General features: G+C 47.4%; 27 protein-coding genes and 1 pseudogene. 12 read left to right on the forward strand and 16 right to left on the reverse strand.

The genetic code is table 11. The annotated features are described in order from the left end of the window. Positions 1 to 128: 128 nt before the first annotated feature. A complete protein-coding gene (locus C7N83_RS14470) occupies positions 129 to 299 on the reverse strand; it encodes a hypothetical protein (RefSeq protein ID WP_170064769.1) in 171 nt (56 codons plus the stop codon). A 111-nt stretch (positions 300 to 410) separates the two neighbouring features. On the opposite strand from C7N83_RS14470, the gene C7N83_RS02025 reads away from it, so the two are divergent. Then, positions 411 to 1,259 (forward strand): DNA adenine methylase, encoded by an 849-nt coding sequence (locus C7N83_RS02025; protein ID WP_245911093.1) that lies wholly within the window; start codon positions 411 to 413, stop codon positions 1,257 to 1,259. Between the two features lie 458 nt (positions 1,260 to 1,717). Then, entirely contained in the window at positions 1,718 to 2,236 is a 519-nt protein-coding gene (locus C7N83_RS02030; protein ID WP_106740265.1) for an isoprenylcysteine carboxyl methyltransferase family protein, read from the forward strand. 175 nt (positions 2,237 to 2,411) lie between these two features. Here the strand turns inward: C7N83_RS02030 and C7N83_RS02035 are convergent, their stop codons facing one another. Genes C7N83_RS02035 through C7N83_RS02060 form a run of 6 tightly spaced genes read right to left on the reverse strand, consistent with a single transcriptional unit; the run spans position 2,412 to position 8,691 of the window. Next, positions 2,412 to 3,071, reverse strand: a complete 660-nt coding sequence (locus C7N83_RS02035; protein WP_106740267.1) for a MarC family protein — start codon at positions 3,069 to 3,071, stop codon at positions 2,412 to 2,414. A gap of 14 nt (positions 3,072 to 3,085) precedes the next feature. Beyond that, entirely contained in the window at positions 3,086 to 4,216 is a 1,131-nt protein-coding gene (gene rodA, locus C7N83_RS02040) for a rod shape-determining protein RodA (RefSeq protein ID WP_106740269.1), read from the reverse strand. Further along, positions 4,209 to 6,269 carry a penicillin-binding protein 2 gene (gene mrdA, locus C7N83_RS02045; protein ID WP_106740270.1) on the reverse strand — a complete coding sequence of 687 codons (2,061 nt, stop codon included), beginning with the start codon at positions 6,267 to 6,269 and terminating at the stop codon, positions 4,209 to 4,211. The genes rodA and mrdA overlap by 8 nt, the downstream gene beginning before the upstream one ends. 4 nt (positions 6,270 to 6,273) lie before the next feature. After that, positions 6,274 to 6,777 carry a rod shape-determining protein MreD gene (gene mreD / locus C7N83_RS02050; protein ID WP_106740272.1) on the reverse strand — a complete coding sequence of 168 codons (504 nt, stop codon included), beginning with the start codon at positions 6,775 to 6,777 and terminating at the stop codon, positions 6,274 to 6,276. 6 nt (positions 6,778 to 6,783) lie between these two features. Then, positions 6,784 to 7,635, reverse strand: a complete 852-nt coding sequence (gene mreC, locus C7N83_RS02055) for a rod shape-determining protein MreC (protein ID WP_106740274.1) — start codon at positions 7,633 to 7,635, stop codon at positions 6,784 to 6,786. Positions 7,636 to 7,650: 15 nt separating this feature from the next. Next, on the reverse strand, positions 7,651 to 8,691 hold the full coding sequence (locus C7N83_RS02060; protein ID WP_106740275.1) for a rod shape-determining protein: 1,041 nt from the start codon (positions 8,689 to 8,691) through the stop codon (positions 7,651 to 7,653). A gap of 214 nt (positions 8,692 to 8,905) precedes the next feature. Between C7N83_RS02060 and gatC the strand changes: the two genes are divergently transcribed. From gatC to glnD, 10 genes and pseudogenes are all read left to right on the forward strand, one after another. Then, complete coding sequence (gatC, locus tag C7N83_RS02065) at positions 8,906 to 9,196, forward strand: Asp-tRNA(Asn)/Glu-tRNA(Gln) amidotransferase subunit GatC (protein WP_106740277.1); 291 nt, start codon at positions 8,906 to 8,908, stop codon at positions 9,194 to 9,196. A gap of 71 nt (positions 9,197 to 9,267) precedes the next feature. Continuing rightward, positions 9,268 to 10,716, forward strand: a complete 1,449-nt coding sequence (gene gatA / locus C7N83_RS02070) for an Asp-tRNA(Asn)/Glu-tRNA(Gln) amidotransferase subunit GatA (protein WP_106740323.1) — start codon at positions 9,268 to 9,270, stop codon at positions 10,714 to 10,716. A gap of 62 nt (positions 10,717 to 10,778) precedes the next feature. Beyond that, entirely contained in the window at positions 10,779 to 11,090 is a 312-nt protein-coding gene (locus C7N83_RS02075) for a hypothetical protein (protein WP_106740279.1), read from the forward strand. 7 nt (positions 11,091 to 11,097) lie between these two features. Beyond that, positions 11,098 to 11,922, forward strand: coding sequence for a Dam family site-specific DNA-(adenine-N6)-methyltransferase (locus tag C7N83_RS02080; protein ID WP_106740280.1), 825 nt, complete (start codon positions 11,098 to 11,100; stop codon positions 11,920 to 11,922). Beyond that, a pseudogene (locus tag C7N83_RS02085) lies at positions 11,889 to 12,125 on the forward strand (site-specific DNA-methyltransferase); the annotation flags it as partial. The gene C7N83_RS02080 and the pseudogene C7N83_RS02085, both read left to right, overlap by 34 nt. A gap of 77 nt (positions 12,126 to 12,202) precedes the next feature. Next, on the forward strand, positions 12,203 to 12,694 hold the full coding sequence (locus C7N83_RS16505) for a DpnII family type II restriction endonuclease (RefSeq protein WP_211296556.1): 492 nt from the start codon (positions 12,203 to 12,205) through the stop codon (positions 12,692 to 12,694). A gap of 38 nt (positions 12,695 to 12,732) precedes the next feature. Continuing rightward, a complete protein-coding gene (locus C7N83_RS16510; protein ID WP_281256723.1) occupies positions 12,733 to 13,047 on the forward strand; it encodes a DpnII family type II restriction endonuclease in 315 nt (104 codons plus the stop codon). Between the two features lie 43 nt (positions 13,048 to 13,090). After that, positions 13,091 to 14,521 carry an Asp-tRNA(Asn)/Glu-tRNA(Gln) amidotransferase subunit GatB gene (gene gatB, locus C7N83_RS02095; protein ID WP_106740282.1) on the forward strand — a complete coding sequence of 477 codons (1,431 nt, stop codon included), beginning with the start codon at positions 13,091 to 13,093 and terminating at the stop codon, positions 14,519 to 14,521. Between the two features lie 420 nt (positions 14,522 to 14,941). Further along, entirely contained in the window at positions 14,942 to 15,229 is a 288-nt protein-coding gene (locus tag C7N83_RS02100; protein WP_106740284.1) for a helix-turn-helix domain-containing protein, read from the forward strand. Positions 15,230 to 15,261: 32 nt separating this feature from the next. Continuing rightward, on the forward strand, positions 15,262 to 17,823 hold the full coding sequence (gene glnD / locus C7N83_RS02105; protein ID WP_106740286.1) for a [protein-PII] uridylyltransferase: 2,562 nt from the start codon (positions 15,262 to 15,264) through the stop codon (positions 17,821 to 17,823). Positions 17,824 to 18,078: 255 nt separating this feature from the next. On the opposite strand, the gene C7N83_RS02110 is transcribed toward glnD, so the two are convergent. From C7N83_RS02110 to C7N83_RS02155, 9 genes are all read right to left on the reverse strand, one after another. Beyond that, the gene (locus tag C7N83_RS02110) at positions 18,079 to 18,891 is read right to left on the reverse strand and encodes an FKBP-type peptidyl-prolyl cis-trans isomerase (protein ID WP_106740287.1); all 813 of its coding nucleotides are present in this window, start codon (positions 18,889 to 18,891) and stop codon (positions 18,079 to 18,081) included. 151 nt (positions 18,892 to 19,042) lie between these two features. Next, positions 19,043 to 19,483 carry a DNA polymerase III subunit chi gene (locus tag C7N83_RS02115; protein ID WP_106740289.1) on the reverse strand — a complete coding sequence of 147 codons (441 nt, stop codon included), beginning with the start codon at positions 19,481 to 19,483 and terminating at the stop codon, positions 19,043 to 19,045. Positions 19,484 to 19,740: 257 nt separating this feature from the next. Continuing rightward, the gene (locus tag C7N83_RS02120) at positions 19,741 to 20,880 is read right to left on the reverse strand and encodes a THUMP domain-containing class I SAM-dependent RNA methyltransferase (protein WP_106740291.1); all 1,140 of its coding nucleotides are present in this window, start codon (positions 20,878 to 20,880) and stop codon (positions 19,741 to 19,743) included. Positions 20,881 to 21,369: 489 nt separating this feature from the next. Next, the gene (locus C7N83_RS02130) at positions 21,370 to 21,795 is read right to left on the reverse strand and encodes a hypothetical protein (RefSeq protein ID WP_106740294.1); all 426 of its coding nucleotides are present in this window, start codon (positions 21,793 to 21,795) and stop codon (positions 21,370 to 21,372) included. Between the two features lies 1 nt (position 21,796). Further along, complete coding sequence (locus C7N83_RS02135) at positions 21,797 to 22,603, reverse strand: NUDIX domain-containing protein (protein WP_106740324.1); 807 nt, start codon at positions 22,601 to 22,603, stop codon at positions 21,797 to 21,799. A 130-nt stretch (positions 22,604 to 22,733) separates the two neighbouring features. After that, positions 22,734 to 23,111 carry a holo-ACP synthase gene (gene acpS, locus C7N83_RS02140; protein ID WP_106740296.1) on the reverse strand — a complete coding sequence of 126 codons (378 nt, stop codon included), beginning with the start codon at positions 23,109 to 23,111 and terminating at the stop codon, positions 22,734 to 22,736. A gap of 86 nt (positions 23,112 to 23,197) precedes the next feature. Then, entirely contained in the window at positions 23,198 to 23,926 is a 729-nt protein-coding gene (pdxJ, locus tag C7N83_RS02145; protein WP_106740298.1) for a pyridoxine 5'-phosphate synthase, read from the reverse strand. Between the two features lie 213 nt (positions 23,927 to 24,139). Then, positions 24,140 to 24,928 (reverse strand): DNA repair protein RecO, encoded by a 789-nt coding sequence (recO, locus tag C7N83_RS02150; RefSeq protein WP_106740326.1) that lies wholly within the window; start codon positions 24,926 to 24,928, stop codon positions 24,140 to 24,142. Between the two features lie 127 nt (positions 24,929 to 25,055). Next, positions 25,056 to 26,024 carry an alpha/beta hydrolase family protein gene (locus C7N83_RS02155; RefSeq protein ID WP_170064770.1) on the reverse strand — a complete coding sequence of 323 codons (969 nt, stop codon included), beginning with the start codon at positions 26,022 to 26,024 and terminating at the stop codon, positions 25,056 to 25,058. Positions 26,025 to 26,086: the final 62 nt, after the last annotated feature.

Here is a 26,086-nt window from a genome sequence, read left to right on the forward strand (position 1 = left end):
TGTGCCCGGGTGTGTCGGGTTCGTCAAAACCACAAAAGAGATAAAAGCCAATACGGGTAACGGTGCTTGTGTCCGGGGTCGGATAGGCTGTGCCATCGGCCGGGTAAAACGGCGTTGGACACGGACAGTCATGAACAAGGGGGACGGCTGCCGTTGTGACGGGCATAACGGCCTTTTTGCTGTTCGGGATAATTGGTGATGGGCTGCCGGCCGGTAATGAAGTGGTTTTTAAGCAATGGAAAGCGGTCAATATGTTTGGCAATCATGGTTTCGGTAGTTTGTTTGAACAAGCTGCTCATGAAGAAAACCCTCTAAATTCGGCTTAAAGGGAATTTAGAGGATTTTAGGGGTTTGGGACGTATTACGCCATTTGGTAACTATGGTTACTTTGCATGGGGTTTAAGAGGGTTTTGCAAAGGTCTTGGCCCCTTACCCCATTGCGCTATTCGGGCGGCAAAGGGGTTTTTGCACCCTTTGTGAAGTCAGTTATCGAAGCCAACCACCTGCAAGGCGGACATTACCTTGAGCCGTTTGCAGGCGGGGCTGGTGTTGCCTTAAATTTGCTTTTCAACAGATATGTCTCCGATATTCATATCAACGATGCTGATTTGGCCATTTACCACTTTTGGCAATCCACGGTCAACGATACAGATAATTTCTTGGCCAAACTCCAGCAAACGCCTATCTCAATTGAAGAATGGGAAAAACAAAAAATCATTTTAAAAGAACCTGAAAACCATTCCTGGTTAGAGCATGGGTTTTCAGCGTTCTATCTGAACCGCACTAATCGCTCCGGCATTCTTAAAGCCGGAGTAATTGGAGGCAAAGCCCAAAGCGGTGAATATAAATTAAACGCACGTTTCAATAAAGAGCGCTTGACCAAACAGATTTTACGTATTGCCGAATACGCGCAACATATCCATGTTTACAATTTCGATGCATTTGAACTTCTCAACCAAGTTGACCGGATATTACCCCAACCTTCCCTTACCTATTTGGATCCGCCTTATTATGTTAAAGGTCAAGGGTTATACCGCAATTTCTACAACCATGATGACCATGTCAAAATCTGCCAAGCCTTAGAAAATATTCAAATCCCTTGGATTGTTTCATACGATAATTGCCTGGAAATTAAATCCATTTACCAAAATTACCGTCAGGATGAATATTTCTTATCCTACTGCGCATATAACAAAACCAAAGGATCGGAAATTATGATTTACGGCCATAACGTCCAAATACCCAAACAATCACTTTAATCCCCAGCCCGCCTTGCGCAGGCTTTTTTACCCATCTATCCGATATTGGACACAAATCCCCGATTTTCTGAATTTCAACCGGTATTTTCACATCACACCCCGCCAAGTGCGGGATTTTTTACGCCCAAATTTCAGACGGCTGATATATAGCAATGCTTAAGAATAAATTCTTTTAAATATTAAAGATATTATTAAAGATATATATTTTATATAGCATTTATATTTATATTAGATATTGCTTTATTATACAGCTTTGCTATACTTAACCTGACTTTCAGTAGGCTGAAAATAGCGGAAACCTAAGAGAGATAAAAGGTTATTTTTTCTTATGAATCAACAAACAAGAAAAAGAAAAGCAATGAACGTTCAAAATAAAGGCGTGTTTTCATGCCACATCATCGGATTTTTTGTTATATTACGCCACTTAATTGGAATATAGTTACATTAAGGATAACCACATGTTATTTATCAATATCACCTTTGCCTTTATTTTAGCGATCCGTTTTTATAGTCTGTCTATTTCTATCCGCCATGAAAAAGTACTGATTGCAAACGGTGCGATACAATATGGTAAACGCAATTCCGCGCTCTTATCCATTGCCCATATTGTGTTTTATCTCGCAGCAATCATTGAAGCCAACAACCAAAATACGTCATTCGACAGCACGTCACAAATAGGGCTGGCAATTTTGGTCTTTGCGTTTGCAATGCTATTTTATGTGATTCATGAACTGAAGGAGATTTGGACAGTAAAACTTTATATTTTACCTGAACATAAAATCAACCGCTCTTTCTTGTTCAAATATGTACGTCACCCAAATTATTTCTTAAACATTATCCCTGAATTAATTGGTTTATCACTTTTCTGCCAAGCAAAATATACTGCATTGATTGGATTACCGATTTATTTGATTATCTTAGCGGTGCGCATTAAACAGGAAGAAAGCGCCATGGCGCATTTATTTCCGAAATCATAATTTATTTGTAATAGGTTGAAACTTTTTCTAAAATGACCGTATTTTTTCTCTGTCTTTAAAGCTTAATGACCAAAGATACTCCATTCCTCCTCAATTTAAGAAATTGGGGGACATTCTACCTTTGATGAAAGCATAGCTGAAATCTTCCTGACATAATCCAACGCTCTATTCCTAGCTATGCCAATTGAGGGAAAATCGATTTCAATCCGGCCACGATAATCTCCACCGATACCGCAGCCAACAACATACCCATGATGCGGTTGAGAATGCTCAAGCCGGTATCGCCCAACCATTTGCTCACTTTTGCTGAAGCCATCAACACTATATAACAAAACAGGCTGATAATGAATCCTGTGGCGATAATGCTCACTACGTCCCAGTAATTTTGCGCGGCGGATGCATAAATAATCACCGTTGAAATACCACCCGGCCCAATCATCATTGGAATCGCAATCGGCACGACAGCAAACGACATCACATTATCCTTGGGCTTGGCCACAATAGTTATTTCCCTGCCTTCACCCGTACCCAAATCAGGTTTAGCCGGATTGTCGTCGCCTTTCATCATCGAAATGGCAATCAATAACACCAAAATACCGCCGCCGATTTGGAATGAGCCGACGCTGATACCCAGCAGTTTCAAAATAAAACCACCGCTGACCGCAAAAACAGAAATAACGATAAACACCGACAAAGTTGCCATTTTAGCAATTTTCCGACGTTCGCGCGTACTGTGGTTGCGGGTTAAATCCAGGTAAATCGATAAGGCACTAAACGGATTGATCAATACCATGAATGCAACAATCAATTTGGTGATTTCAACACCCAATTCCATAACTTATCCCTTGTTTAAGAATCTTCTTTCGACCGTGGTAATTTTTGTTCGTTGGCAATACCCATCAATAAAGCCAGAATCATCATGATGGAAATAGTCGCAGTTCCACCGTAACTCACCAGCGGCAACGGCACACCAACCACCGGCAGAATACCGCTCACCATACCCATGTTCACAAAGGCATAACAGAAAAAAGTCATGGTCAGCGCACCGGCCAGCGTGCGGCTGTATAGATGTTGCGCGCGGGCAGCAATGTATAAACCGCGTGCCAAAATCACCAAATACACCAGCAGTAATAAAATATTGCCAATTAAGCCGAATTCTTCGCCAAATACGGCAAAAATAAAATCGGTAGTGGCTTCGGGAATGTAGTCCAGATGCGTTTGCGTGCCATTGAGCCAACCTTTGCCCCAAACACCGCCCGAGCCGATGGCAATCATGGACTGAATAATATGATAACCATCACCCAAAGGGTCTTTAGTCGGATCCAACAAGGTCAACACGCGCGTTTTCTGATAATCGCGCATGCCGTAGTTCCACAGCAGAGGCAAGGCGGCAACAAATGCCGCAAAGGCAGCCAAAATAATTTTCCATGGCAAACCGGCAAAATACACCACAAAAATACCCGAAGCCATAATCAATACGGCTGTACCCAAATCAGGCTGTTTCAATATCAAAGCCACCGGCATCGCCATCAAGCCGAAAGCGGCAAGATAGTGCCACCAGCGAAGTCTGCCCTCAAACCGTTGAAAAAACCACGCCACCATCATTGGCAAGCCGATTTTCATGATTTCAGACGGCTGAATCCGTATGCCGAGATCCAACCAGCGGGTTGAACCGTTGACCGTCACCCCCGCCACTTCCACACCGATTAATAACACCACACCGACGGTGTAAATCGGCAACGCCCATTTTGCAACCATTTTAGGCGGAATCTGCGCCACTACCCACAATAAAATAAAGCCGATAACGGTGTGCAGCGTTTTGTTTTCCAATTGACCGAATTCTTGTCCGTCGGCCGAATACAGTAAAAACAGACTCATGACATACACGGTCGACATCGCAAAAAACAGCCACGGATCAATCGGTTTCCACACTGTTTGTCTGATTTTCGTCGCCCAACTGCCGCTTTGATGTTCAGTCATTTGGCGTTTCCTTTGCCGGTTGTCCGTTTACGGAATATTGATGGTGCTGATAGGCCGTCTGAAAAACCGAAGGTCGAACCGGTTTGGCTTCTTGGACTCCAATGGTAGCCTGTTTCACCAATGCTTCAGATTCTGGCGGAAAATGATTTTGCTTGACATTCAGCATATAAAAATCGGTCAGGTTTCGTGCCAATGGTGCTGCATTGGCACCCCAGCCGCCGTTTTCTAACAAAACAGCAATAGCAATTTCCGGTTTGTCAACTGGCGCAAACGAAATAAACCATGCATGGTCACGATGCTGTTCGCGCAAGGCAGCAGCATTATACGATTTACCCTGCTGGATTTGTACGACCTGGGCTGTACCGGTTTTACCGCCCATGCTGTATGCCAAACCTGTGCCGATACGGTAGCCCGTACCACCAGGTTTCAATACTTTCACCATGGCATTTTTAATGTATTCGAAATTATTACGTTTAAACGGAATGGTACGTTCGGGATTCGGGTTGATGATGGTAATTTCGCGATCGTTGTAATTCAAAACTTCTTTTACCAAATGCGGCCGGTAAACCACGCCGTTATTGGCCAGAGAAGCCGTTGCATGTGCCATCTGCAAAGGGGTATAGGCGTTATAACCCTGCCCCACGCTCACTGACACCATTTCACTCGGTAACCATTCGCGTACCGAAGGAGATTTGGCTTTGGCAAATCGCTTAGCTTTCCATTCACGGCTCGGCAAAATACCGCGGTATTCGTTCGGCAAATCGATACCGGTTTGGGCACCCAAGCCAAACTCAGCCAAATAAGGATGCGTTTTATCAATGCCTAATTCATAGCCGGCACGATAAAAGAAGGTATCCGATGAAACCTGAATCGCGCGGCTCAAGTTAGCCGAACCATGGCCGCTGCGCACGGCATCACGGAATAAATGCCGGCTACCGGGAATACCCCACGCACCCGGAGCAGGCAACACGGTTGATTGCGTCAATTTGCCACTTTCCAAAAATGCCATGCCCATAAAAGGCTTAAAGGTTGAACCCGGCGGATACAGACCTTGCGTTACACGATTGATTAAAGGACGTTGCCAATCTTGATTCAGTGATTTCCATGTTTCCGTATCAATGCCGTCGATAAACAAATTTGGGTCGAATGAAGGTTTGGAAACAAATGCCAACACGTCCCCGTTTTGCGGATTAATCGCCACAACTGCTCCGCGTTTTCCGCCCAAAATACGGTCGGCCTCAAGCTGCATGCGGATATCCATGCCCAAACGCAAGGTTTGTCCCATCTTAGGTGGTACATTTTTCAAAACTTTCACGATATTGCCGTACGCATCTTTTTCCACTTCTTGATAGCCCGGCAAACCGTGAAGCTGGTGTTCATAATAATTTTCTAGACCTGACTTACCGATATGGGTGCTGCCACGATACAGTGCGGTTAATTCTTCCTCCCTCAGTTTTTCTTGGTCTCGGTCGCTGATGCGGCCAATGTAGCCCAAGAAATGCGAGGTCAGCGCACCGTAAGGATAGGAACGGAATGTCCGCGAATTGACTTCAACACCTTTAAATTCATGCAAATGCACAGCTAATTTAGCGGCTTCTTCATCCGTCAGCTTCAATTTTAACGGAATATTCTCGTACTTACGGTAACGTTCACGGTATTTTTTAAAGCGTTTCAAATCAGTTTCGCTGATATGGACATACTGTCCTAAGGCTTCTACCAAATCATCCATTTTGCCTTCAATTTCACTGGGAATCACTTCTAATGAAAACACAGGATAATTTTTTGCCAAAGGTACGCCGTTGACATCAACAATTTCTCCGCGAATAGGCGGTTTAGGAATAATGGTGATGCGGTTGGTCGAAGCACGCCCAGTAAAGTCGTCATAACGTGCCACTTGTAGATAGACGAAACGTGCCAACAATAAGGCGAAAAAAACCAAAATCAGTACAAAAGCCACTAACAACCGCAGCACAGAATCTGATTGCGACACATTAGCGGCTGATTGTTTAGGTATGGATTTCACCGGTTCGGCGGATAAATTTCGTTTCAACATGATTTTATCGACGGGCACGGCTGATATTGATCAGAATCAGCATTAACTGACTGAGCAAAGGCCAAAGCAACGCACCGATAAAAGGCGCGATAAAACTTTGCCAAGTAATGATTTGATAATTTAAAAACAGCCGTGCGACCACTAATACAGCCTGATTGCACAACAAAGCCGCCAATACCACTAAGATCTGCATCACATGACCGTAAAGCATGATTTGGCGGTGATAACTAAAAACAAAAAACACCACTACTGTATAAGACAAGGCATGCAAACCCAAAGATGCAGCAGTGCCGATATCGACCAGCAGCCCCACCACAAAAGCCACGCCCATGCCCACTACCTGCGGGCGTTGCATGGTCCAATACAGCAAGGTTAATGCAGTCAATTCCGGCAACCAGAAAAACATGTCAAAAGGAAACGGCATGAAGTCCAGCAGCATGGCAACAATAAAGGTTGCCACCACCATACCCAACGGCACGGCGTGGAAAGAATCGTCAAATTCGTTCATGGTGATTTAAGGTTCCGTCGGCGCATCAATGTGTTGCGGCAAAACCAACACAAAGCGGCTGCCTTGCAATGCGGCGAAAGGCGTAAGCGTCGTATCATAATAAGGCGTACCCGAAACACGCACCACCTGATTGACCGTTGCGACCGGAATACCGGTCGGATACACACTATCCAAACCTGATGTCAATAAGATATCACTAGGCTTCAAGTCAGAAGCTACCGGAAAATACCGCAAATCCAGTTTGGTACCGCCGCCGTAAAGGAGGCTACGCTCGCCGGTACGCTCGACAACCACCGGAACAATGGTCTTGCTGCTTGTTAACAAACTGATTTCAGAACTCTTCAACTGCACTTGTGTGACTTGTCCGATTAAGCCTTCGGTATCAATGACTGCATCGCCGGCTTTGACACCATCGCTGCTGCCTTTATTGATAATCAGTTTTTCTGAAAGCGGATCTTTGCCGTTGGAAATTACTTCCGCACCAATCACATCACTGATGCCACGCTGTTGCAAGCCATAAAGTTTTTTCAGCTCGCCCAATTCGCGCAGGTTGACTTTATCGCGTTGCAAGAGGATTTTCAGGCGGCCGTTTTCTTCCTGCAAAATGCGGTTTTGCTCAAGAAGCGCGGCCTGAGATTGCGACAGATTACCGACATACTGATAGAGACGGACAGGCTGGTTGGCCAGCCACTGTATCGGATACAGAATGGTTGCCCCCGCCTGACGAATGGATTGAACGGCGGCAAAGCGGCTGTCAAGCATCATCAAAGCAATGCCAAGCACCACATAAACCGCCAGCTTGAATAATGGCTTGCGACTGTTGGTATCGCCGTCAAACCGTAAAGACGATTGTTTCATACCTACCTTTTACGGTTAAGGATTCTCAGCGAAAACAGCATCCCATTTGCCGATATAGTCTAAGGCCTTACCTGCACCATAAGCCACGCAGTTCAAAGGCTCATCAGCAATACCTACAGGCAAGCCGGTGGCATCAGCCAATAAAGTATCGATGCCTTTAAGCAAAGCACCTCCACCGGTCAACATAATACCACGGTCGGCAATATCACCGGCCAACTCTGGCGGCGCCTGTTCTAGCGCCAAACGTACGGCACGCACGATTTGATTCAAAGGCTCGCTTAACGCTTCGCGGACTTCATCGGTCGTTACCGCAATCGATTTTGGCGTACCTTCCGACAGATCGCGGCCTTTCACACGTACCGCACTCATGTCATCATTTCCGAATGCCGAACCGATTTTCTTTTTCAATTCTTCCGCTGTCGCCCCACCAATCAATACACCGCGCTTACGACGCACATAATGCACAATGCTTTCATCAAACGCATCACCGCCGGCACGCACAGAATCCGAATACGCCATACCGCCTAACGACAAGATACCGATTTCTGTCGTACCGCCACCGATATCAACAATCATCGAACCGGCAGTTTCTTCAATCGGCAAACTCGCTCCCAGAGCCGCAGCCATCGGCTCTTCAATCAGATGCACGCTGGATGCCCCTGTGGCAAACGCGGAATCACGAATTGCCTTGCGTTCAACCTGGGTCGAACCGCCCGGAACACAAATCACCACACGTGGTGGCACGATCATGCGGCCGCCAGTTGCTTTTTTAATCAGCAAGCCCAACATACGTTCAGTAATATTAAAGTCGGCAATCACACCATCTTTCATCGGACGGATAATTTCAATATTACGCGGCGCGCGCCCCTGCATTTTCTTGGCTTCCATACCGACAGCCACAATCTTGGTTTTACCGTTTGGCAGCCCCGTCTGCACGGCCACAATTGACGGTTCGTCCAGAACGATACCTCGGTCACGCACATAAATCAGCGTATTGACCGTACCCAAGTCGATGGCGATGTCATTAGAAAGAAAATGGGATAAAAAACGAAACATGAAAATACCTGAAATCTCGGGCAATCGCCCTTAACGTGTTATTTTAAATAATCTTCTCAGAGCATATAGACACAATAATTCAGACGGCCTGCCATCATTTGATTGATAAACCAAGCCACCCCGATGGATTTTCGGTTATAATTCTTCATTTCATTGAAGATGAACGCAATGATACCCTATAAAGGTTAGATTTGCTATCAGACAAGGATTTTTTATGGCTTTAACCTTAAACGATGTGGAAAAAATTGCCAAACTTTCCCGCCTGCGTTTAACTGACGGAGAGCAAGTGCAAACCCTGCAAGAATTGAACAACATCTTCACCATGGTTGAAAAAATGCAAACCGTCAACACCGACGGCATCGAACCAATGGCACACCCGCACGAAGTCGCTCTGCGCCTACGCGAAGACAAAGTTACCGAGAGCGACCATGCTGCCGAATACCAAACTGCTGCACCTGAAGTACGTAACCGTTTATACATCGTACCGCAAGTCATCGAAGAATAAATTGATTTTCAGACGGCCTGCACCAATTTCAAACGAAAGGCCGTTTGAAACACAAAAATTCGGAAACCATCATGCCTCAATACACCTTAAAACAAGCCAGCGAATTGCTGCAATCCAAACAAATTTCCGCCACCGAACTCACACAGGAATATTTGAATGCCATTGATGCAAAAAACTCCGCGATAAACGGCTATATCACATTAGATAAAAACCTGACCTTAGCCGAAGCCCAAGCCGCCGATGCGCGGATTGCCGCGGGCAATGCCGGCGCGCTCACCGGCATTCCCGTTGCCTATAAAGACATTTTCTGCCAAACAGGCTGGAAGAGTGCCTGCGGCTCGAAAATGCTTGATAATTTCGTATCACCTTACACCGCCACAGTTGTACAAAATCTGTTGGACGAAGGCATGGTCACGCTGGGCCGCACCAATATGGACGAATTCGCCATGGGTTCGACCAATGAAACCTCATTTTACGGTGCCACCCGAAACCCGTGGAACCACGAATACGTGCCGGGTGGTTCGTCAGGCGGTTCTGCAGCAGTCGTGGCCGCCCGCTTGGCACCCGCCGCCTTAGGCAGCGATACCGGCGGTTCAATCCGCCAGCCTGCTTCTCATTGCGGCATCACCGGCATCAAACCCACTTACGGCGTGGTGTCGCGCTTCGGCATGGTGGCTTATGCCTCCAGCTTCGACCAAGCCGGCCCGATAGCACAAACTGCCGAAGACTGCGCCTTGCTACTGAACGCGATGGCAAGCTTCGATGAGCGTGATTCCACCAGTTTGGCGCGCAAAAAAGAAGATTACACCCGTGACTTGAACCACCCCTTAAAAGGCTTGAAAATCGGCTTGCCGAAAGAATACTTTGACGAGAGTAACGACGCCGACGTTCAGACAGCCTTACAAAACGTGATCGATTTATTGAAAATACAAGGCGCGGAAATGGCCGAAGTAAGCCTGCCGCAAACCGAATTGTCAATTCCCGCCTATTACGTACTCGCCTCCGCCGAAGCCAGCACCAACCTCTCCCGCTACGACGGCGTGCGCTACGGCCACCGCGCCCAACAATTCGGCAGCCTCGACGAAATGTACGCCAACACCCGCGCTGAAGGCTTCGGCAGCGAAGTGAAGCGCCGCATTATGATCGGCACTTATGTGTTATCACACGGCTACTACGATGCCTACTATCTGAAAGCGCAAAAACTGCGCCGCCTGGTTGCCAACGACTTTCAGACGGCCTTACAAGGCTGCGACCTGATTTTAGGCCCCGTTGCCCCGACCGCCGCGCCCAAACTCGGCAGCGACATTCACGACCCCGTACAAATGTATCTGAGCGACATCTACACCATCGCCGTCAACCTAGCCGGCCTGCCCGCCATGAGCCTGCCCGCCGGATTCAGCAGCAACGGCCTGCCGATCGGCGTGCAACTGATTGGCAATTATTTCAACGAAGCCAAATTGCTGAATGTTGCCCATCAAGTGCAGGTTAACAGCAACTGGCATGAGAAAACGCCTGAGTAAATAAATGATAACAAAACTTTCAGACGGCTTTTATTACATACCGTCTGAATATAGGATACGAAATGACAAGCATAAATATCGAAACAGAAATTGAAGTTTATAGCGGGCTGAACGAAGAAGGCACACTTGATGTTCATATTGTTCACGATGCAGAAGAAAATCAAGATTCTATTTTTTATTTTATTGAATCAATGAAAGATGAAGAAAACGCTTTCTTCTGGTCTTATAGCGCAGATAAAAATGAAACCACGCTCGAAGAATTGATTGATGAAGCTCGTGGATTAATCCTTGATCGTGCTACGTCTGAACAAATGGCTAAAATGTCGCCTGCTGCTTTAGCGCGACTCAAAGCCAATCAAGCAAAAGTAGCCTGATTGTCCAATGAGTAAACCATTTCTAAAATGGGCTGGCGGTAAGTTTAAATTAGCACCATTTATCCAAAGCCATCTACCCAGCCCTAAACGCAAACGTCTGATTGAGCCATTTGCAGGTTCGGCTTCCTTATCGTTAGCTTTGGATTTTGATTCATATCTGCTGAATGACACCAATAGCGACCTGATAAATCTGTATCGTATGCTGAAACAGGAAAAACAGGGGTTTGTTGATTATGCCCGTTCATTTTTTAGCCCTAAAAATAACCAGGAACACCTTTTTTATGATTTGCGCGAACAATTCAATCACAGCGATGACATAGCTGGACGGTCGGCATTGTTTATCTATTTAAACCGTCACGCGTTTAACGGTTTATGCCGTTACAACAGCAAAGGCGATTTTAATGTGCCGTTTGGCCGTTATAAATCGCCCTATTTTCCTGAATTGGAAATGCGCGGTTTTATAGCCAAATCTGACCGTATTGAATTGATGTGTGGTGATTTTCAGACGACCTTAGCATTAGCCACCGATGATGATACTGTTTATTGCGACCCGCCTTATGTTCCACTCAGTAATACGGCTTCATTTACCGCCTATGCAAAAGATAGGTTTGATTTAAGCTATCAAAACCGTTTGGCTGTTCAAGCTAAAGAAGTTGCCGAACAATCACAAGGAGTGTTGATTTCCAATCATGATACCGAATTTACCCGTCAAATTTATCAAGGTGCGCGGATTGAAACGATTGATGTGCAGCGTAATATTGCGGCAAAAGGCAGTAGCAGACAAAAAGTAGGCGATTTATGGCGAGTGAATTTAATATTCTACGTGAAGTAGCGGCAACCTATCAAAGCGGTTTGAAAAAACACGTTTCAGACGGCATGGTCATTTACAATGAAAATGCATTAAACGTCATGCGGCGTATTTTGGATAAATACCCTAATGGCTGTTTTGATATGATTTTTGTTGACCCACCTTATTTGCTGTCTAATGATGGATTTACCTGTCAAAACGGACAGATGGTATCTGTTAATAAAGGTCGCGGTTGTGAATTGAAAACGGGATTTTTTGAATTGGCTGGAAAACGACTTCAGAAAATATCAACTAAGGAAAATTAATGTCTGAAAATTTTGACCTTTTTATTTCTCAATTAATGGAAACCAATGCCACATTGGGTTATTTTTCTGATTTTAATAAAGCGCGAACAAACGTAAATAAAATTTCCATTAAATTGAATCAGTTAAATTACTTAATAGGCAAGAATGATTTACGTCTTGCGATTCAAGAAGTTTTTGAAGAAAACCCTAAAGCCTTTGATGTGTTAGATATATTGATAGCAATCCGTAAAAATAAAAAAGCCAAAACTTTCAATTCAGACGGTAATGTAGTTTTACTGGACAGTTATTTCACTTCACCTGAAAAGATATTTGAATATCTTGAAGAAACTGGTCTATCAGAAGTCTTTCATAATAAAGATGTTACCAATTTAGTAGATTATGTTTTCGGTATTGAAATTGGCTTAGATAGCAATACAAGAAAAAATCGCGGTGGCGATAATATGTCAATCGCGGTAAGCCAAAAATTTGAAGCAGCAAATAAGCAAATATAAAATATCAGACCGAAGTAAATCATCCTGCATTCCCTGAAATTGTTAGTTTAGGCACAGATGTAAAGCGCTTTGATTTTGTGATTAAAACTAAACAAAAAACCTATTTAATTGAGACAAATTTTTATAATAGTGGTGGTTCAAAGCTAAATGAAGTAGCAAGAGCATATTCAGATATAAGCCATAAAATCAATCAATATCCAAATTATGAATTTGTTTGGATTACAGACGGCCAAGGCTGGCTAACCGCAAAAAATAAATTAGAAGAAGCATTTAATATTATTCCACGAGTTTATAACTTAACATCATTACAGCATTTTGTTGAGCATTTGTTGAATGAAGGTGTAGTGGAATAATAAAATACAGTTGTTAAATATTTTAATGTAAAGAAAGACTCCTATGACTTGGGAAACCGTAATCGGACTGGAAATCCACGTCCAATTAAACACCAAATCAAAAATTTTCAGCGGTGCATCAACGGCGTTCGGTGCCGAGCCGAATGCGCATGCAAGCGTGGTGGAATGTGCGTTGCCGGGTGTATTGCCGGTGATGAACCGTGAGGTGGTGGAAAAAGCCATCAAGCTCGGTTTGGCGCTGGATGCGAAAATCAACCGGAAAAACGTGTTCGACCGCAAAAACTATTTTTACCCCGATTTGCCCAAAGGCTACCAAATCAGCCAGCTCGATTTGCCGATTGTGGAGCACGGCAAGCTGGAAATCGTGGCAGATGACGAAGTAAGAATCATCAACGTGACCCGTGCACACATGGAGGAAGATGCAGGCAAATCGGTGCATGAAGGTTTGGACGGTGCAACCGGCATCGATTTGAACCGCGCCGGTACGCCGCTCTTAGAAGTGGTATCCGAACCGGAAATGCGCTCGGCGGCAGAAGCGGTGGCGTATGCCAAGGCCTTACACGGTTTGGTAACCTGGCTGGATATTTGCGACGGCAATATGGCCGAAGGTTCGTTCCGCATTGATGCCAACGTTTCCGTGCGTCCGAAAGGCCAGGCAGAATTCGGCATCCGCCGCGAAATCAAAAACCTCAATTCATTCCGCTTCTTGGAAGCTGCGATCAATTATGAAGTGGAAGCGCAAATCGAGATTTTAGAAGACGGCGGCAAGGTACAGCAAGCCACCATGCTGTTCGACCCCGACAAAGGCGAAACCCGTGTGATGCGTTTGAAAGAAGACGCACACGACTACCGTTATTTCCCCGACCCGGATTTGCTGCCAATTATCATTTCAGACGACCAAATGCAGAAAGCACGCGACGACATGCCTGAATTGCCGAAAGAAATGGCGGCGCGTTTCGTGGCCGATTTCGGCGTGAGTAACTACGACGCGCGGCTGCTGACTGCCAGCCGCAGCCAGGCCGAATTCTTTGAAACCGCCGCAACCGCCAGCAAGCAAGGTAAAATAGTGGCAAACTGGATGAACGGCGAATTGGCCGCCGCTTTGAATAAAGCAGGCTTGGAATTAGCCGACAGCCCGATTACCGCTTTACGTTTGGCGGGCCTGGCAACTAAAATTTCAGACGGTACCTTAAGCGGCAAACTGGCGAAAAAAGCCTTCGAGGCAATGTGGGCAGAGCCTGCTGCATCAATCGAGCAAATCATTGAAAAACACGGCCTGGTACAAATCACCGATACCGACGCAATTGAAGCAATGGTGGATGAAGTACTGGCCAGCAACGCCAAAGCGATTGAGCAATTCAAGTCAGGCAACGAAAAAGCCTTGAATGCCATTGTCGGCCACGTGATGAAAGCCAGCAAGGGCAAAGCAAATCCGGCACAAGTGCAAGATTTGATTAAAGCAAAATTGGGTTGAATCTGCAGCCAATATCACTCATTCCACATCATCTCAGGCCGTCTGAAACTGATTCACATTCAGACGGCCTTTTATTCTGAAAATACTGCTTCAGCCCCTAAAATAATTGGTAACGCAGGATTTGTCCTGGTTATCTAAGGCAGAACATAAAACAAACTGTTTTAAATTGCTTTTAACAGAAAAAAAGACGAAGTTGATTTGAATCAAAACCTAAAAATAGTTTTCATTTATAATTCATTTATTGAATTCAGGCAAAGGCTGACAAAAGGCCGAAGTAACTTGCTTTCATTACCTTTTAATCTATTTCCTCTTGATGTGTGTGTGTTTGGGTGTGGCTATGTTTGCCACCCCCTTTTTTTTGGCTTTTCTTCTGCACTGAGGTAAATTAAAATCCGTAATAATAAATACAAAGGATAGACCATGAGCAACAAACTCACGCCGCCGGCAGAATTACCCGACGAAAATGATTTACGCGCCGTGCTTGCTTACAATATGCGTTTGTTTCGCGTAAATAAAGGCTGGTCCCAAGAGGAACTTGCCCGTCAATGCGGCCTTGACCGCACCTATGTTTCCGCCGTAGAACGCAAACGCTGGAATATTGCTCTTTCCAATATTGAAAAAATGGCGGCGGCCTTAGGCATATCCGCATACCAATTACTGCTGCCACCGCAACAATTACTGAATCTTATGACAAATCCCAACCAATAGGCCGTCTGAAACGTCTCTGCACAAGGAAAACCATGCTTGCCGATATCCAAACCATGCGCGAATGTTTTTTGACAGAAAAACAAAATGCCATTGATGCTTTTTTGCGCAAAAAACAACCCATGGCTTTTTTTGTCCAATATGGTGCTGCCGTCGATAAGCTTTTGCATCAACTTTGGCAACATTTGATGGCCGACAGCGGCATGTGTCTGCTGGCTACTGGCGGCTACGGCCGCAATGAGCTTTACCCGTATTCCGACATCGACTTAGCGATTGTGTCGTCTGAAGAAATTTCAGACGACCACAAAGAACAGATTACCCAATTTGTGCAGACATTATGGGACATAAAGCTGATGCCGTCCGTCAAAAGTGGCAGCATTGCCCAATTATGTAAGAGCATTGAAGACGAAATCACCGGTGACACTGCCTTTTTGGAATCACGCTTTTTATGCGGTGAAGAAGATTTGGCGCGACGCAGTATCACCCGCATGAACAAGCAGCGTGATATTTCTACCTTTATCGAGGCCAAATTGCTGGAAATGAAACAGCGTCACACCAAATCGCAAGGTTCGGGTGCCGTGTTGGAACCCAATATTAAAACCTGCACCGGCGGTTTGCGCGATATTCATACCATGCTTTGGATTGCCAAGGCGCAAAAGCTCAATACCCGCCCTTCTGCTCTGATTCGAGAAGGCATTTTGACCCGTTTGGAAGCCTGTATGTTGACGCAAGGCTACAAGCAGCTTTCTACCATCCGTATTCATTTACACTTATGCGCCAAACGCGCAGAAGACCGCCTGATTTTTGATTTACAGGCTCAAGTGGCGGAAAACATGGGCTGGATAAACGAGAGCTACCGCCACAAAACGGAAAAATTAATGCACAATTTCTACCGCGCGGTAAAAAGCATTAACCAGCTAAACGGCATTTTGCTGCCTATGCTACAACGCCGCGTCTATTCCGACCCTATGCGCGTAACTTTGCGCATCGATGATGATTATATGCAGGTCAACAACCAAATTGCCGCCCGCGACAAATCCATTTTCACCAAACAGCCGACCAACATCTTCAAAATCATCCAGATTTGGCAAAACCACAACGACATCAACGCCATTGAACCGCAAACCCTGCGTGCATGGTGGGCGGCAACGCGTAAAATAAATCACAAGTTTTACCAAAACCCAGCCAACCGCTATTATTTTGTCGGTTTTTTCCGCAATGGCAACGGCTTAACTCATGTGTTGCGTTTTTTAAATCTATACGGCGTACTCGGCCATTATCTGCCGGCATGGGAAAAAATCGTCGGCTTAATGCAGCATGATTTGTTCCACGTTTATCCGGTAGACGATCATATCTTGGCCGTAGTGCACAATATGCGGCGCTTGGCTTTAGATAACCACAGCCACGAACACCCTTTTGCTTCTGCCCTGATGCAGTCTTACGACAGAAAAGAAATTCTTTATTTAGCCGCTTTCTTTCATGATATTGCCAAAGGGCGTGGCGGCGATCATTCCATCCAAGGCATTGAAGACGCAAAGCAATTTTCAGACGACCATTTTCTGACTAAAGAAGAAGGCGCATTATTGACATGGTTGGTAAAGCATCATTTGTTGATGTCCACCGTCGCACAAAAAGAAGACATTCAAGATCCTGAAATCATTCGCGCATTCTGCGAGCAAGTACAAACCCACGAACGTTTGTGCGCACTGTATCTGCTTACAGTAGCCGACATTCGCGGCACCAATTCAAAACTATGGAACACATGGCGCAGCAGCCTATTAGAAAGCCTGTTCCACGCCAGTAGCCGCTATTTAGCAGGCGACAGCTACAGCACTACCACACTATTGAGCCGTCGCCAACAAAAAGCCACTGCTTTACTCACCCGCACCGGTGCTCCCGAAAAGCAACAGCAAAAATTATGGAAAGTATTGGGTTCGACTTATTTTATCCGCCACCAAACACGCGAAGTATTGTGGCATACCGCCAATTTGGTGCACGATTTTGAAACGCCGCTGATACGCAGCCGCATTTTACCCAAAAGTGATTCGTTCCAAGTGATGATTTTCATGCCCAATGGCCCGCGGCTATTTCCGCGCTTATGCCGCATTTTCAGCCGCCACGGATTCGATATTCTGGCCGCCCGCGTGTTTATTACCGAACACAATTATATTCTCGACACCTTTATCGTGCAGATTCCGTCACAACATGATCCGGTTTATTACCCGAATATCCAAAGTGCATTGGAAGCAGAATTAAACAGCTTTATCCACGGCTACACGGTACTGGAAAACCAAAACTACGATTACCGCTTGAGCCGCCGCAGCCTGTATATGGGGATTCCGCCACGGGTTGCCATCACGCAAGAAGAAGATTATCCGGGCTGGTTTACCGTGGAAGTGATTGCTGTCAACCGCGCTCACTTGTTGGCAGATATGGCCGATGTATTCTTCAACCACAACGTCAGCCTGCGCTATGCCAAAATCACCACCTTAGACGAACGGATTGAAGACAGCTTTACTGTGTATAGCGAAGACTTGGGCAACACGAAAAAACAATTCGCACTCAAGCAGGCATTATTGGAACAGTTAACTATATAAAATAAAGCTATCGCTGATTAAATAAACCATGACGACATGAGGTAGGTCGGATTATTGAATCCGACACTTGCTTAAAAAGCAAAGAAACCGTTTAAATTTAGAGTAAAATTTGCCCTTTCAGGTAAACGTCGGATTCAGGGTATCCGACTTGCTCCATATATTCATTTTGAAGTGAATCAGTCATATATTAAAATCCTCATACAACAAGGCCGTCTGAAAATATTTTTTCAGACGGCCTGAGACCTTCGCAGAGGATTATTGGATTTTTTCGATTTGCGCTTCAGTTTGGGCAGGCATATCTTCCGCGCCGCCGATTTTGATCAGTTTCACATCGAAAATCAAGGTTGAGTTCGGACCGATTTTCTCGCCCGCGCCTTGTTCGCCATAAGCCAGTTTGGCCGGGATAAAGAAGGTTGCTTCGCCGCCTTCTTTCAATAATTGGACGGCTTCTTGCCAGCCCGGAATCACTTGGTTAATCGGGAAGCTCAACGGTTGGCCGCCGTTTTGTTTGCTGCTGTCGAACACGGTGCCGTCAATCAGGCGGCCTTCGTATTCTACGGTCACAACATCATCTTTGGTCGGTTTCTTGCCCGAGCCTTCGTTTTTCATCATGAATTGGAGGCCGGAAGCGGTGGTTTTCACGCCTTCTTTGGTTGCGTTTTCTTTCAGGAAAGCTTCACCTTTTTCCAAATTGGTTTTGGCATCTTCCGCGCGTTTGGCTTGGGCTTTTTCCTGTTGCTCGGTCAGGAATTTCATCATCACTTCTTGAGCCTGCATTTCGTTGATTTTCGGCTCTTTGCCGTCATAAACGGTTTGCAGGGCTTCGTTGAATACTTTCAAGTCGATATCGGTGCCTTGGTCTTTCATTTGTTTCAAAGAACGGCCGATGTCCACGCCCATCGCGTAGCTGGCTTGTTGCGTCGGCGTGCCGATGGCATCGACGCTGCCTGCTGCGCCGGAAGCAGCCGATGCCGCTGCGTGGGTCATGCCCGCATCTTTTTTCTCACAGGCAACCAATGACAAAGCGGCGGCCAGAGCCAGCGCACTGAATTTGAAAGTTTTGTTCATAATACTGTTTCTTCGAATGGAAAAGGAAGGTGTGATTATAGCCTAGATTACCTGAAAATGAATCAGGCCGCCTGAAAAATTATTGGTGGATTTGTAAAGGTGATGAATGGACTTCAGACGCTATGGAATTCAATGCAGGCCGTCTGAACCGTTATGCCTTACCTTCCATTTTGTGATGTTCGATGTCGAAACCGTTTTGGCGGTAAGCCCGAAAACGCTCGCGTGCTTCAGCCAAATCTTCCAAACTCGTACCGATGATTTCCAAAACACGCTCAGGCGGTTGTGGGGCATCCGGCCAAAAATCGGGGGACAAATTCAAAATGGTGATGTCGGCAGGAAGCGTGGGCAGCGTGTGGCCGGTTGCCAATAATATCTGTGTGGCAGACGGCATGCTTTGGTTGGTTTCCCAAATTTCATGCGGAATAAAGCTTTCCACATCCTGTTGCCACCAATCGCGGTCAAGGCGGGAGAGTGTGTCGGCCGAATCCGACCAAACCAACACCCGACCGCCGTCACGAACGGCACGGACAGCCAAACGGCAGGCGAAAACGGCAGGCTGTGAAACATGGGTGTAAAAAGTGGCTTTAGGCATGGCCGTGGCGGTGGAATGTTGAATCGTGTCAAATTATAGCAAAAGATACTGCTTTTAACAGTGGCATTTTTTTTTGAATCACCAGCTGAGGCCTTTGCAGATCCGAGATTTGGGTGTGGGTTCGAAACCAAGCAAACGCAAAATGTTCAGCCATATCAAATATAAGGCTAAACGTTCGGGAACGTTTATTGCGAAAAAATATGCCAATGATGAGGATTTTGCAAGGGTCTCCTTTTTGTTTTCAGACGACTTTGGCCTTATCGGTTGGAACCTTTCACCATATCCATCAGGTACAGACGGCAATCCAGATTACCGTTATACAACGGGATTTTGCGCTTCGGCGACAAACGCATGAATTTCGGCATATCGCGGTCGCCGGTAAACATACCGATGAGCCAGCCTGCATAATGCTGCTTCAGCCATGAGCCCAACTGCGGATACAGTGCCTGTAAAGCCTGCATTTCAGCCAGACGCACGCCATAAGGCGGATTGGAAATCATGATGCCGTTGTCGCCGTTCGGGCGGGCATTTTGCGCATCTTTCACCTCGAAACGGATAAACTCGGCCACTTCCGCCGCTTCGGCATTGTATCCGGCGGCACGAATCATGTGGCGGTCGTTGTCGCTACCCGCAATCGGCGCGGTTACCAGCACAATTTGTTCGCACGCTTGCCGGCGGATTTTCACCCACGCGGCTTTGTCGAAATTTTGCAGCTTTTCAAAGCCGAAACGGCGCATCAAACCGGGTGCACGGCGGCCGGCAATCCATGCGGCTTCAATAGCCAAAGTGCCGCTTCCGCAGAACGGGTCTTGAAACGGTTGCGAACCGTCGTATCCGGCCAGCAACAACAATCCGGCAGCCAAGTTTTCACGCAAAGGCGCTTCACCGGTGTCTTGGCGGTAGCCTCGTTTGAACAGTGCTTCGCCGGAAGTGTCGATAAAAATCTCAATATTGCGCTCGTTCATAAACACATGCACGCGTACATCGGGGTGAATTTTTCCTACACTCGGACGCGCATCATAAATCTCGCGGAACGAATCACACAGCGCATCTTTGATTTTCAGGCCGACAAAATCCAAGCTTTTGACATTGGCGCGCTTGCCTTCGACCTTCACTTTAAAGGTCTGCTCCAACGTAAACCAGTTAAACCAATTGATATTCTTGGCTAATTTGTAAATATCCTGCTCATTTCGGTAGCTGCCTTTGGTCAGGCGCAGCAGCACGCGGCTGGCCGTGCGTGAATACAGGTTGATGCGGTAGACCTGCTCCACCGTCGCTTTGCAGGCCACGCCGCCGTCGGTGGCTTGAATGTCTTGAGTATTTAGGGATTTGAGCTCGTCGGCCAACGGCGTTTCCAAACCGCGCGGGCAAGTGATGAATAAGGCGTATTGCGTCATGGTGATTCCTTTCTGGGTCGGCTACACAGGCTTTCTGTGTTAATAAAGAGATGGATTATAGCGTAGATTACTGAAGTTAACGTATTTATTTTTCTGGATTTTTTAGAATCGAACAGGCCAATAATACCTTTACAAGGCTCCAAATTTGGGGGCAGTCCAAAACAAGGGCATCGGAGAACGTGCAGGTATATCAAATAAAAGCCAAGCATTCCGGAAGCCGGGTGCGGAGAAATCCGCCAAAGAAGGGAATTTGGCACGCGTCTCAGGCCGTCTGAACGGTTGTGTTTCAGACGGCCTTGATGAAAACGGTTTGAAATTTCTTTTGGGAAAGCCGTGAAACATCAAACAACCATCATTCATCACGACAGTCTGCCGGCCACCTGTTCCCAATCCTTTCCCGCCAGCGGGACGGCGGACAGATACTGACAAGGCAACGATATAAATGGCGGAATCTTTGCAAAAGCCAACAAAAATCAGATTACAAACGGCCTATTCTGCCGTGAAGGCCGTCTGAAAGACTTGTCCGTTGATATTGATGTCAGCCAGATAATCATGGCGGTTTTCCACACACACCGGCAGGCGGATTTGCTTGGCCGCCCATGTGCTGTCCGTTTGGCGGCGGATATTGAAACGGTTGAAGCCCATATCCATATCCTTCATGCTGAAGCCGACGGTAACGGCTCGGGTATTTTCCGGCACATTTTTCAACACAATGTCAAAAGGTTGTTTGGCGTAAACTTGATTACTGAATTTGACATACACGCCATTGGGCAGCGTGCAGCCCTGCGTCACTTGGCATTCGGCTTGTTGCGCGTGGGGTTGTTGTTGCTGCCACCAATCTAACGCGGTGAGCTTGACGACCGCAAACACCAGCAATAACACGCCGACAATGGTTAACTTTTTGTTTTGACTCATTTCAGACGGCCTCAACCGCGTCATCGACCACCACGGCATGCGCACCTGCTGCCTGCCATTGGGCCTGATATTGTGCTGCCCAGCCGGGCAAAGCGGCAATCACCAAGGGCATGGATACGCCTTGCTGCAAGGTTTGCAAAGCAGCTTGGGCGGCGGTTTGGTTTTGCACGCGCCACACGGCCACATCGGCATCCTGCACACTGCGCCATTGTCCGGCGGTTTCCACTACTACCCACACGCTTTGCGCTTGCGGCATTTTGCCCTGCGCACGCAATTCGGGTTCCTCAATCAAAACATGCTCATGCTGCGGATCGGCCAAATGATAAGGCACCACACGATATTCGCCCATGCGGTTAAACCCGCGCAAACCGCTTTTCAGACGGCCTGACAATACCCGCGGCACGGAAAGCGATTGCAGCAACTCGCCATTGGCGGGCAGCATCGGCGAAACGGTAAAATCGCCTGCTTTCTGCCATGACCATTTCTGCCCTTCCTTGGCCTGCAATTCGCCCGACCATTCATCGGCTTCCACACGCAAAAAACGCAAATGCACATGCGCGTGTTCGTAGGAGTGGATTTTGGTCAGCCACGGTGTAGCATGATGAATGCGGATGCCGAGTTCTTCCTCTAACTCGCGCTGCAAGGCTTGAAAACCGGTTTCGCCTGCCTCGACTTTACCGCCGGCAAATTCCCAATAACCGGCATAAGGCTTGCCTTCAGGGCGCGAGCTTAGCAAATAATCGCCATCGGCATTGAGTAAAATACCGGCAACAACGCGGATTAACGGGCGGGCGTCTTGGGTAGTCATGATGTTTGGGATAAAAATCAACAGATGATTTCAGACGGCCTTCTGGCTTATGAAACATCAAAGGCCGTCTGAACGTTACATTCACAAAATACGTTGTAAAAATCTGCTTTACTAACGCATCTTCTTATATTTATTTTTCAGCAATCACAAAAGCCAATACAGTGTCTTCTTCATCAGCCATGCTCAGATTGACATGGCTGATGCCCTGTTCTTTCAGCCATTTTTCCAGCACCGGCGCGTAGAAAAATTCAGGTTTGCCCATCCCGTCGTGGCCGATGCCGATGTTGCGGAACGACACCGCACCGCGAATGCCGGTGCCGACAGCTTTGGCAAAGGCTTCTTTAGCGGCGAAGCGCTTGGCCAGATAATTCACCGGTTTGCCGGCTTGGGGGAACTCCATCAGTTCTTCAGGGCTGAGCATGCGTTCGGCAAAGGCTTGGCCGAACCTTTTATTCAGTCGGATAATGCGTTTCAAGGAAACAATGTCGGTGCCGATACCATAAATCATGGGATTCTTCCTTACTGTCATGTGAAAAATCAACAGGCCGTCTAAAACCTGCCGTTATGCTGAAGCGTTGGCGTCGCGGCAGATTATCAGGCTGCTAAACGCGCTTTAAACATCGCGTCTTTCATCTGGCGGATAGCCTCGGGCAAGCCTAAAAACACGGCTTGGGCGATGAGCGCGTGGCCGATGTTCAATTCTTTAACCGCGGCAATACGGGCAATCGGCGTGACGTTGTGAATAGTCAAACCATGTCCGGCATTCACCACCAAGCCCGATTCATCGGCAAAATACGCGCCTTCTTCAATCCGTGCCAATTGCTGCGCCTGTTCGGACGGCGTATGCGCATCGGCATACGCGCCGGTGTGCAGCTCAATCACGGGCGCACCGACATCCTTAGCGGCTTGAATCTGCGCTTTGTCGGCATCGATAAACAGCGACACGCGGATACCGGCTTCGGTCAGCATGCGCGTGAATCGGGCAATTTTTTCCTGCTGCGCCAACACATCTAAGCCGCCTTCCGTGGTCACTTCCTGGCGTTTTTCCGGCACGATGCACACGTCCTCCGGCATGACTTTCAGCGCGTTTTCCAGCATTTCTTCGGTTAACGCCATTTCCAGGTTCAGACGCGTACAGATGGCGTTTTTTACAGCAAACACGTCGGCATCTTTGATGTGGCGGCGGTCTTCGCGCAAATGCAGCGTAATCAAATCCGCACCGTGGGTTTCGGCGATGAGCGCGGCTTCTACCGGGCTGGGATAAACCGTGCCGCGTGCGTTGCGGACGGTGGCGACATGGTCGATGTTAACACCTAATAACATGGGTTTCCTTTCGCTGATCCGGTTTCAGACGGCCTGTTTGACCGTCCAAGCCGTCTGAAAAAAGATAGGGCAGCCAGACTTTTGATACTGTCAAACCAACATTAATGTTCGGTTTCAACCCGGCCTGCCCATCTGGGTTTGGGTTAGGTTTCAGTTAAAGTTTCGCCTTTTCTTTGGGGCAAGGAAACAGGTTGTTTGAGGGGCTTTTAGGCTTCAGACGGCCTGCGGGTTTTCTGCCGGCTCCGGCCGCCCGAACGACACCGGGTTCAAATCAAACTGCTGTAACTGCTGCAACACCTGCCGCGATTTAATCCCTTCGGGAATGCGGAAACCAATCAGCAAACGGTTTATTTTCAAAGCCTGATGCAAGCTAAGGCCGTCTGAAAATTCACCTTGATGCAGTTGGATTAAAGTGCTGCCGTTCACCGCAATCCCTGTTTGAGCCTGACGGTCCAAACCGTTGGCTTCAGCCAGCGGCAACAAGGCTTCTTCGGGGCGCAGCCAATATTGTGCATCAGGGTCGACTTCATTTCCGTGAACATCGTGCCGCAAATCCGGCGCGTAACCCGATTGGTGCAGCAATTGCCATTCAAAGCGGCGCAGTGCGGCGATGTGGTTGGGCTCGCGGCACAAGGTTTGCATAGTCGCAGCAAACGTGTCGTACAACTCGGGCATCGGGTCTTCGCGGGCGGTGAGTTTCAGCATCAGCTCGTTGACATACAGGCCGCTGAACAATGCCCGACCTTGCGGCTGCGGCCAACCGCCCAGCCATTCGGCGCGGTGCAGCGTTTTGAGTTCTTGGCTGCCGTACCACGACGCACTCATCGGCACAAACGGCACCAATACTCCGCGCAATTCGCTCATGCGTTTTCGGGCGCTGCGTGCCAGCAGCGCCACGCGCCCGTAGCGGCGGCTGTACACTTCCAGCCACAGGCTGCTCTCGCGCCACGGCGCGGCGGCGAGCATGAAAACAGGTTCGTGGTTGATGCGGTGGTTGGACATGGTTTCGGTGCAGGACGGAATGAAGGAATTATAACGTTTTTCAAACAAAAGGGTGATGAAAATGAAACAAGGCCGTCTGAAAGCATAAATGCTTTCAGACGGCCTTTTTCAAGCAACCGGGTAATGTTTACTGCATATAACGGTTGATAAATGCCAAGATTTTTTCCGGATGGCGGCCGAAATAATTGTAGCCGTCTTTAAAGCGGTAAGGGGTATCGCGAATCCACAGCAATTCTTTTTCTTTGCTGCCGAGCAAATCGAAGGTTTTTTGGCCGTCTTCCGGATTTCGTGTCCAGGCATCGTCGTGTACCTGCACCACCAACGTCGGCATGGTCACCGCATGCGCCCATAAATGCGGCGTCATCTCGGCAGCGGTAAACGCGCCCATTTTCAGCAGCTCCAAATCAATCAGCTCCTGATAATGCCGCACACCCTGGATTTCTGAAAATGCGTCATAAATCGCCGCCATCGACACCACCATCGGGCTTACCATGCATTTCACGTTTTCAAAAAGATCGGGGCACTCCATGATGGCGCGGTATTGCGAATTGCCGCCCATACATTGGCTATACAGTGCCACACTCATTTTGCCCAAACGCGGATGGCCATCGACAAATTGTTTCACGCCCACGCAATCACGCCATTCCCAGTTGCCGATACCGCTGATGCCGTTGTTGGCCGCACCGCTGTTGCCGTGGTTGCGCACATCGTAAGTCAGCACATTGTAACCGGCATTGGTCAGGTGTTTGTATTGAATCACAAAATCGATTTCCACCGCATCGAAGCCTGCCCACGGCATTCCGAAATGACCGGGAAATCCGGCACGGCACATCGGCAGGGCATGATTGAAAATCACCAGTTTGTTGCTCTCACCGCCCTTGGCAGGAATGTACCAGGCTTCCAGCGGTACGCCGTCAAGTGAAGGAATCATCCAGTTTTCAAAAGTCATACCGTATTCGTCGGGCGTTTTGAAAATAAAGCTGCGCAACGGGCGTACGATACCGGCAAGCCCCTTCACTTTCTCATAATCTTCGGGGGAGATGGTTTTTTCTTGCGCCAAGGCTTTGGCCAGACGTTCAGGGGAGATACGGCCCATGTTTATTCCTTTTGATTGGTGTTAAAACAGGTTCAGACGACCCAATCCGACTATTGGAAACA

Origin of the sequence: Neisseria iguanae (genome assembly GCF_003013245.1) — a bacterium.
Classification (GTDB): Bacteria; Pseudomonadota; Gammaproteobacteria; order Burkholderiales; family Neisseriaceae; genus Neisseria; species Neisseria iguanae.

What these genes read in the sequence shown, in the direction of transcription:
- C7N83_RS14470 (WP_170064769.1), bottom strand. Translation starts at nt 299, where the DNA reads ATGAGCAGCTTGTTCAAACAAACTACCGAAACCATGATTGCCAAACAT.
- C7N83_RS02030 (WP_106740265.1), top strand. Translation starts at nt 1,718, where the DNA reads ATGTTATTTATCAATATCACCTTTGCCTTTATTTTAGCGATCCGTTTT.
- C7N83_RS02035 (WP_106740267.1), bottom strand. Translation starts at nt 3,071, where the DNA reads ATGGAATTGGGTGTTGAAATCACCAAATTGATTGTTGCATTCATGGTA.
- rodA (WP_106740269.1), bottom strand. Translation starts at nt 4,216, where the DNA reads ATGACTGAACATCAAAGCGGCAGTTGGGCGACGAAAATCAGACAAACA.
- mrdA (WP_106740270.1), bottom strand. Translation starts at nt 6,269, where the DNA reads ATGTTGAAACGAAATTTATCCGCCGAACCGGTGAAATCCATACCTAAA.
- mreD (WP_106740272.1), bottom strand. Translation starts at nt 6,777, where the DNA reads ATGAACGAATTTGACGATTCTTTCCACGCCGTGCCGTTGGGTATGGTG.
- mreC (WP_106740274.1), bottom strand. Translation starts at nt 7,635, where the DNA reads ATGAAACAATCGTCTTTACGGTTTGACGGCGATACCAACAGTCGCAAG.
- C7N83_RS02060 (WP_106740275.1), bottom strand. Translation starts at nt 8,691, where the DNA reads ATGTTTCGTTTTTTATCCCATTTTCTTTCTAATGACATCGCCATCGAC.
- gatC (WP_106740277.1), top strand. Translation starts at nt 8,906, where the DNA reads ATGGCTTTAACCTTAAACGATGTGGAAAAAATTGCCAAACTTTCCCGC.
- gatA (WP_106740323.1), top strand. Translation starts at nt 9,268, where the DNA reads ATGCCTCAATACACCTTAAAACAAGCCAGCGAATTGCTGCAATCCAAA.
- C7N83_RS02075 (WP_106740279.1), top strand. Translation starts at nt 10,779, where the DNA reads ATGACAAGCATAAATATCGAAACAGAAATTGAAGTTTATAGCGGGCTG.
- C7N83_RS02080 (WP_106740280.1), top strand. Translation starts at nt 11,098, where the DNA reads ATGAGTAAACCATTTCTAAAATGGGCTGGCGGTAAGTTTAAATTAGCA.
- C7N83_RS16505 (WP_211296556.1), top strand. Translation starts at nt 12,203, where the DNA reads ATGTCTGAAAATTTTGACCTTTTTATTTCTCAATTAATGGAAACCAAT.
- gatB (WP_106740282.1), top strand. Translation starts at nt 13,091, where the DNA reads ATGACTTGGGAAACCGTAATCGGACTGGAAATCCACGTCCAATTAAAC.
- C7N83_RS02100 (WP_106740284.1), top strand. Translation starts at nt 14,942, where the DNA reads ATGAGCAACAAACTCACGCCGCCGGCAGAATTACCCGACGAAAATGAT.
- glnD (WP_106740286.1), top strand. Translation starts at nt 15,262, where the DNA reads ATGCTTGCCGATATCCAAACCATGCGCGAATGTTTTTTGACAGAAAAA.
- C7N83_RS02110 (WP_106740287.1), bottom strand. Translation starts at nt 18,891, where the DNA reads ATGAACAAAACTTTCAAATTCAGTGCGCTGGCTCTGGCCGCCGCTTTG.
- C7N83_RS02115 (WP_106740289.1), bottom strand. Translation starts at nt 19,483, where the DNA reads ATGCCTAAAGCCACTTTTTACACCCATGTTTCACAGCCTGCCGTTTTC.
- C7N83_RS02120 (WP_106740291.1), bottom strand. Translation starts at nt 20,880, where the DNA reads ATGACGCAATACGCCTTATTCATCACTTGCCCGCGCGGTTTGGAAACG.
- C7N83_RS02130 (WP_106740294.1), bottom strand. Translation starts at nt 21,795, where the DNA reads ATGAGTCAAAACAAAAAGTTAACCATTGTCGGCGTGTTATTGCTGGTG.
- C7N83_RS02135 (WP_106740324.1), bottom strand. Translation starts at nt 22,603, where the DNA reads ATGACTACCCAAGACGCCCGCCCGTTAATCCGCGTTGTTGCCGGTATT.
- acpS (WP_106740296.1), bottom strand. Translation starts at nt 23,111, where the DNA reads ATGATTTATGGTATCGGCACCGACATTGTTTCCTTGAAACGCATTATC.
- pdxJ (WP_106740298.1), bottom strand. Translation starts at nt 23,926, where the DNA reads ATGTTATTAGGTGTTAACATCGACCATGTCGCCACCGTCCGCAACGCA.
- recO (WP_106740326.1), bottom strand. Translation starts at nt 24,928, where the DNA reads ATGTCCAACCACCGCATCAACCACGAACCTGTTTTCATGCTCGCCGCC.
- C7N83_RS02155 (WP_170064770.1), bottom strand. Translation starts at nt 26,024, where the DNA reads ATGGGCCGTATCTCCCCTGAACGTCTGGCCAAAGCCTTGGCGCAAGAA.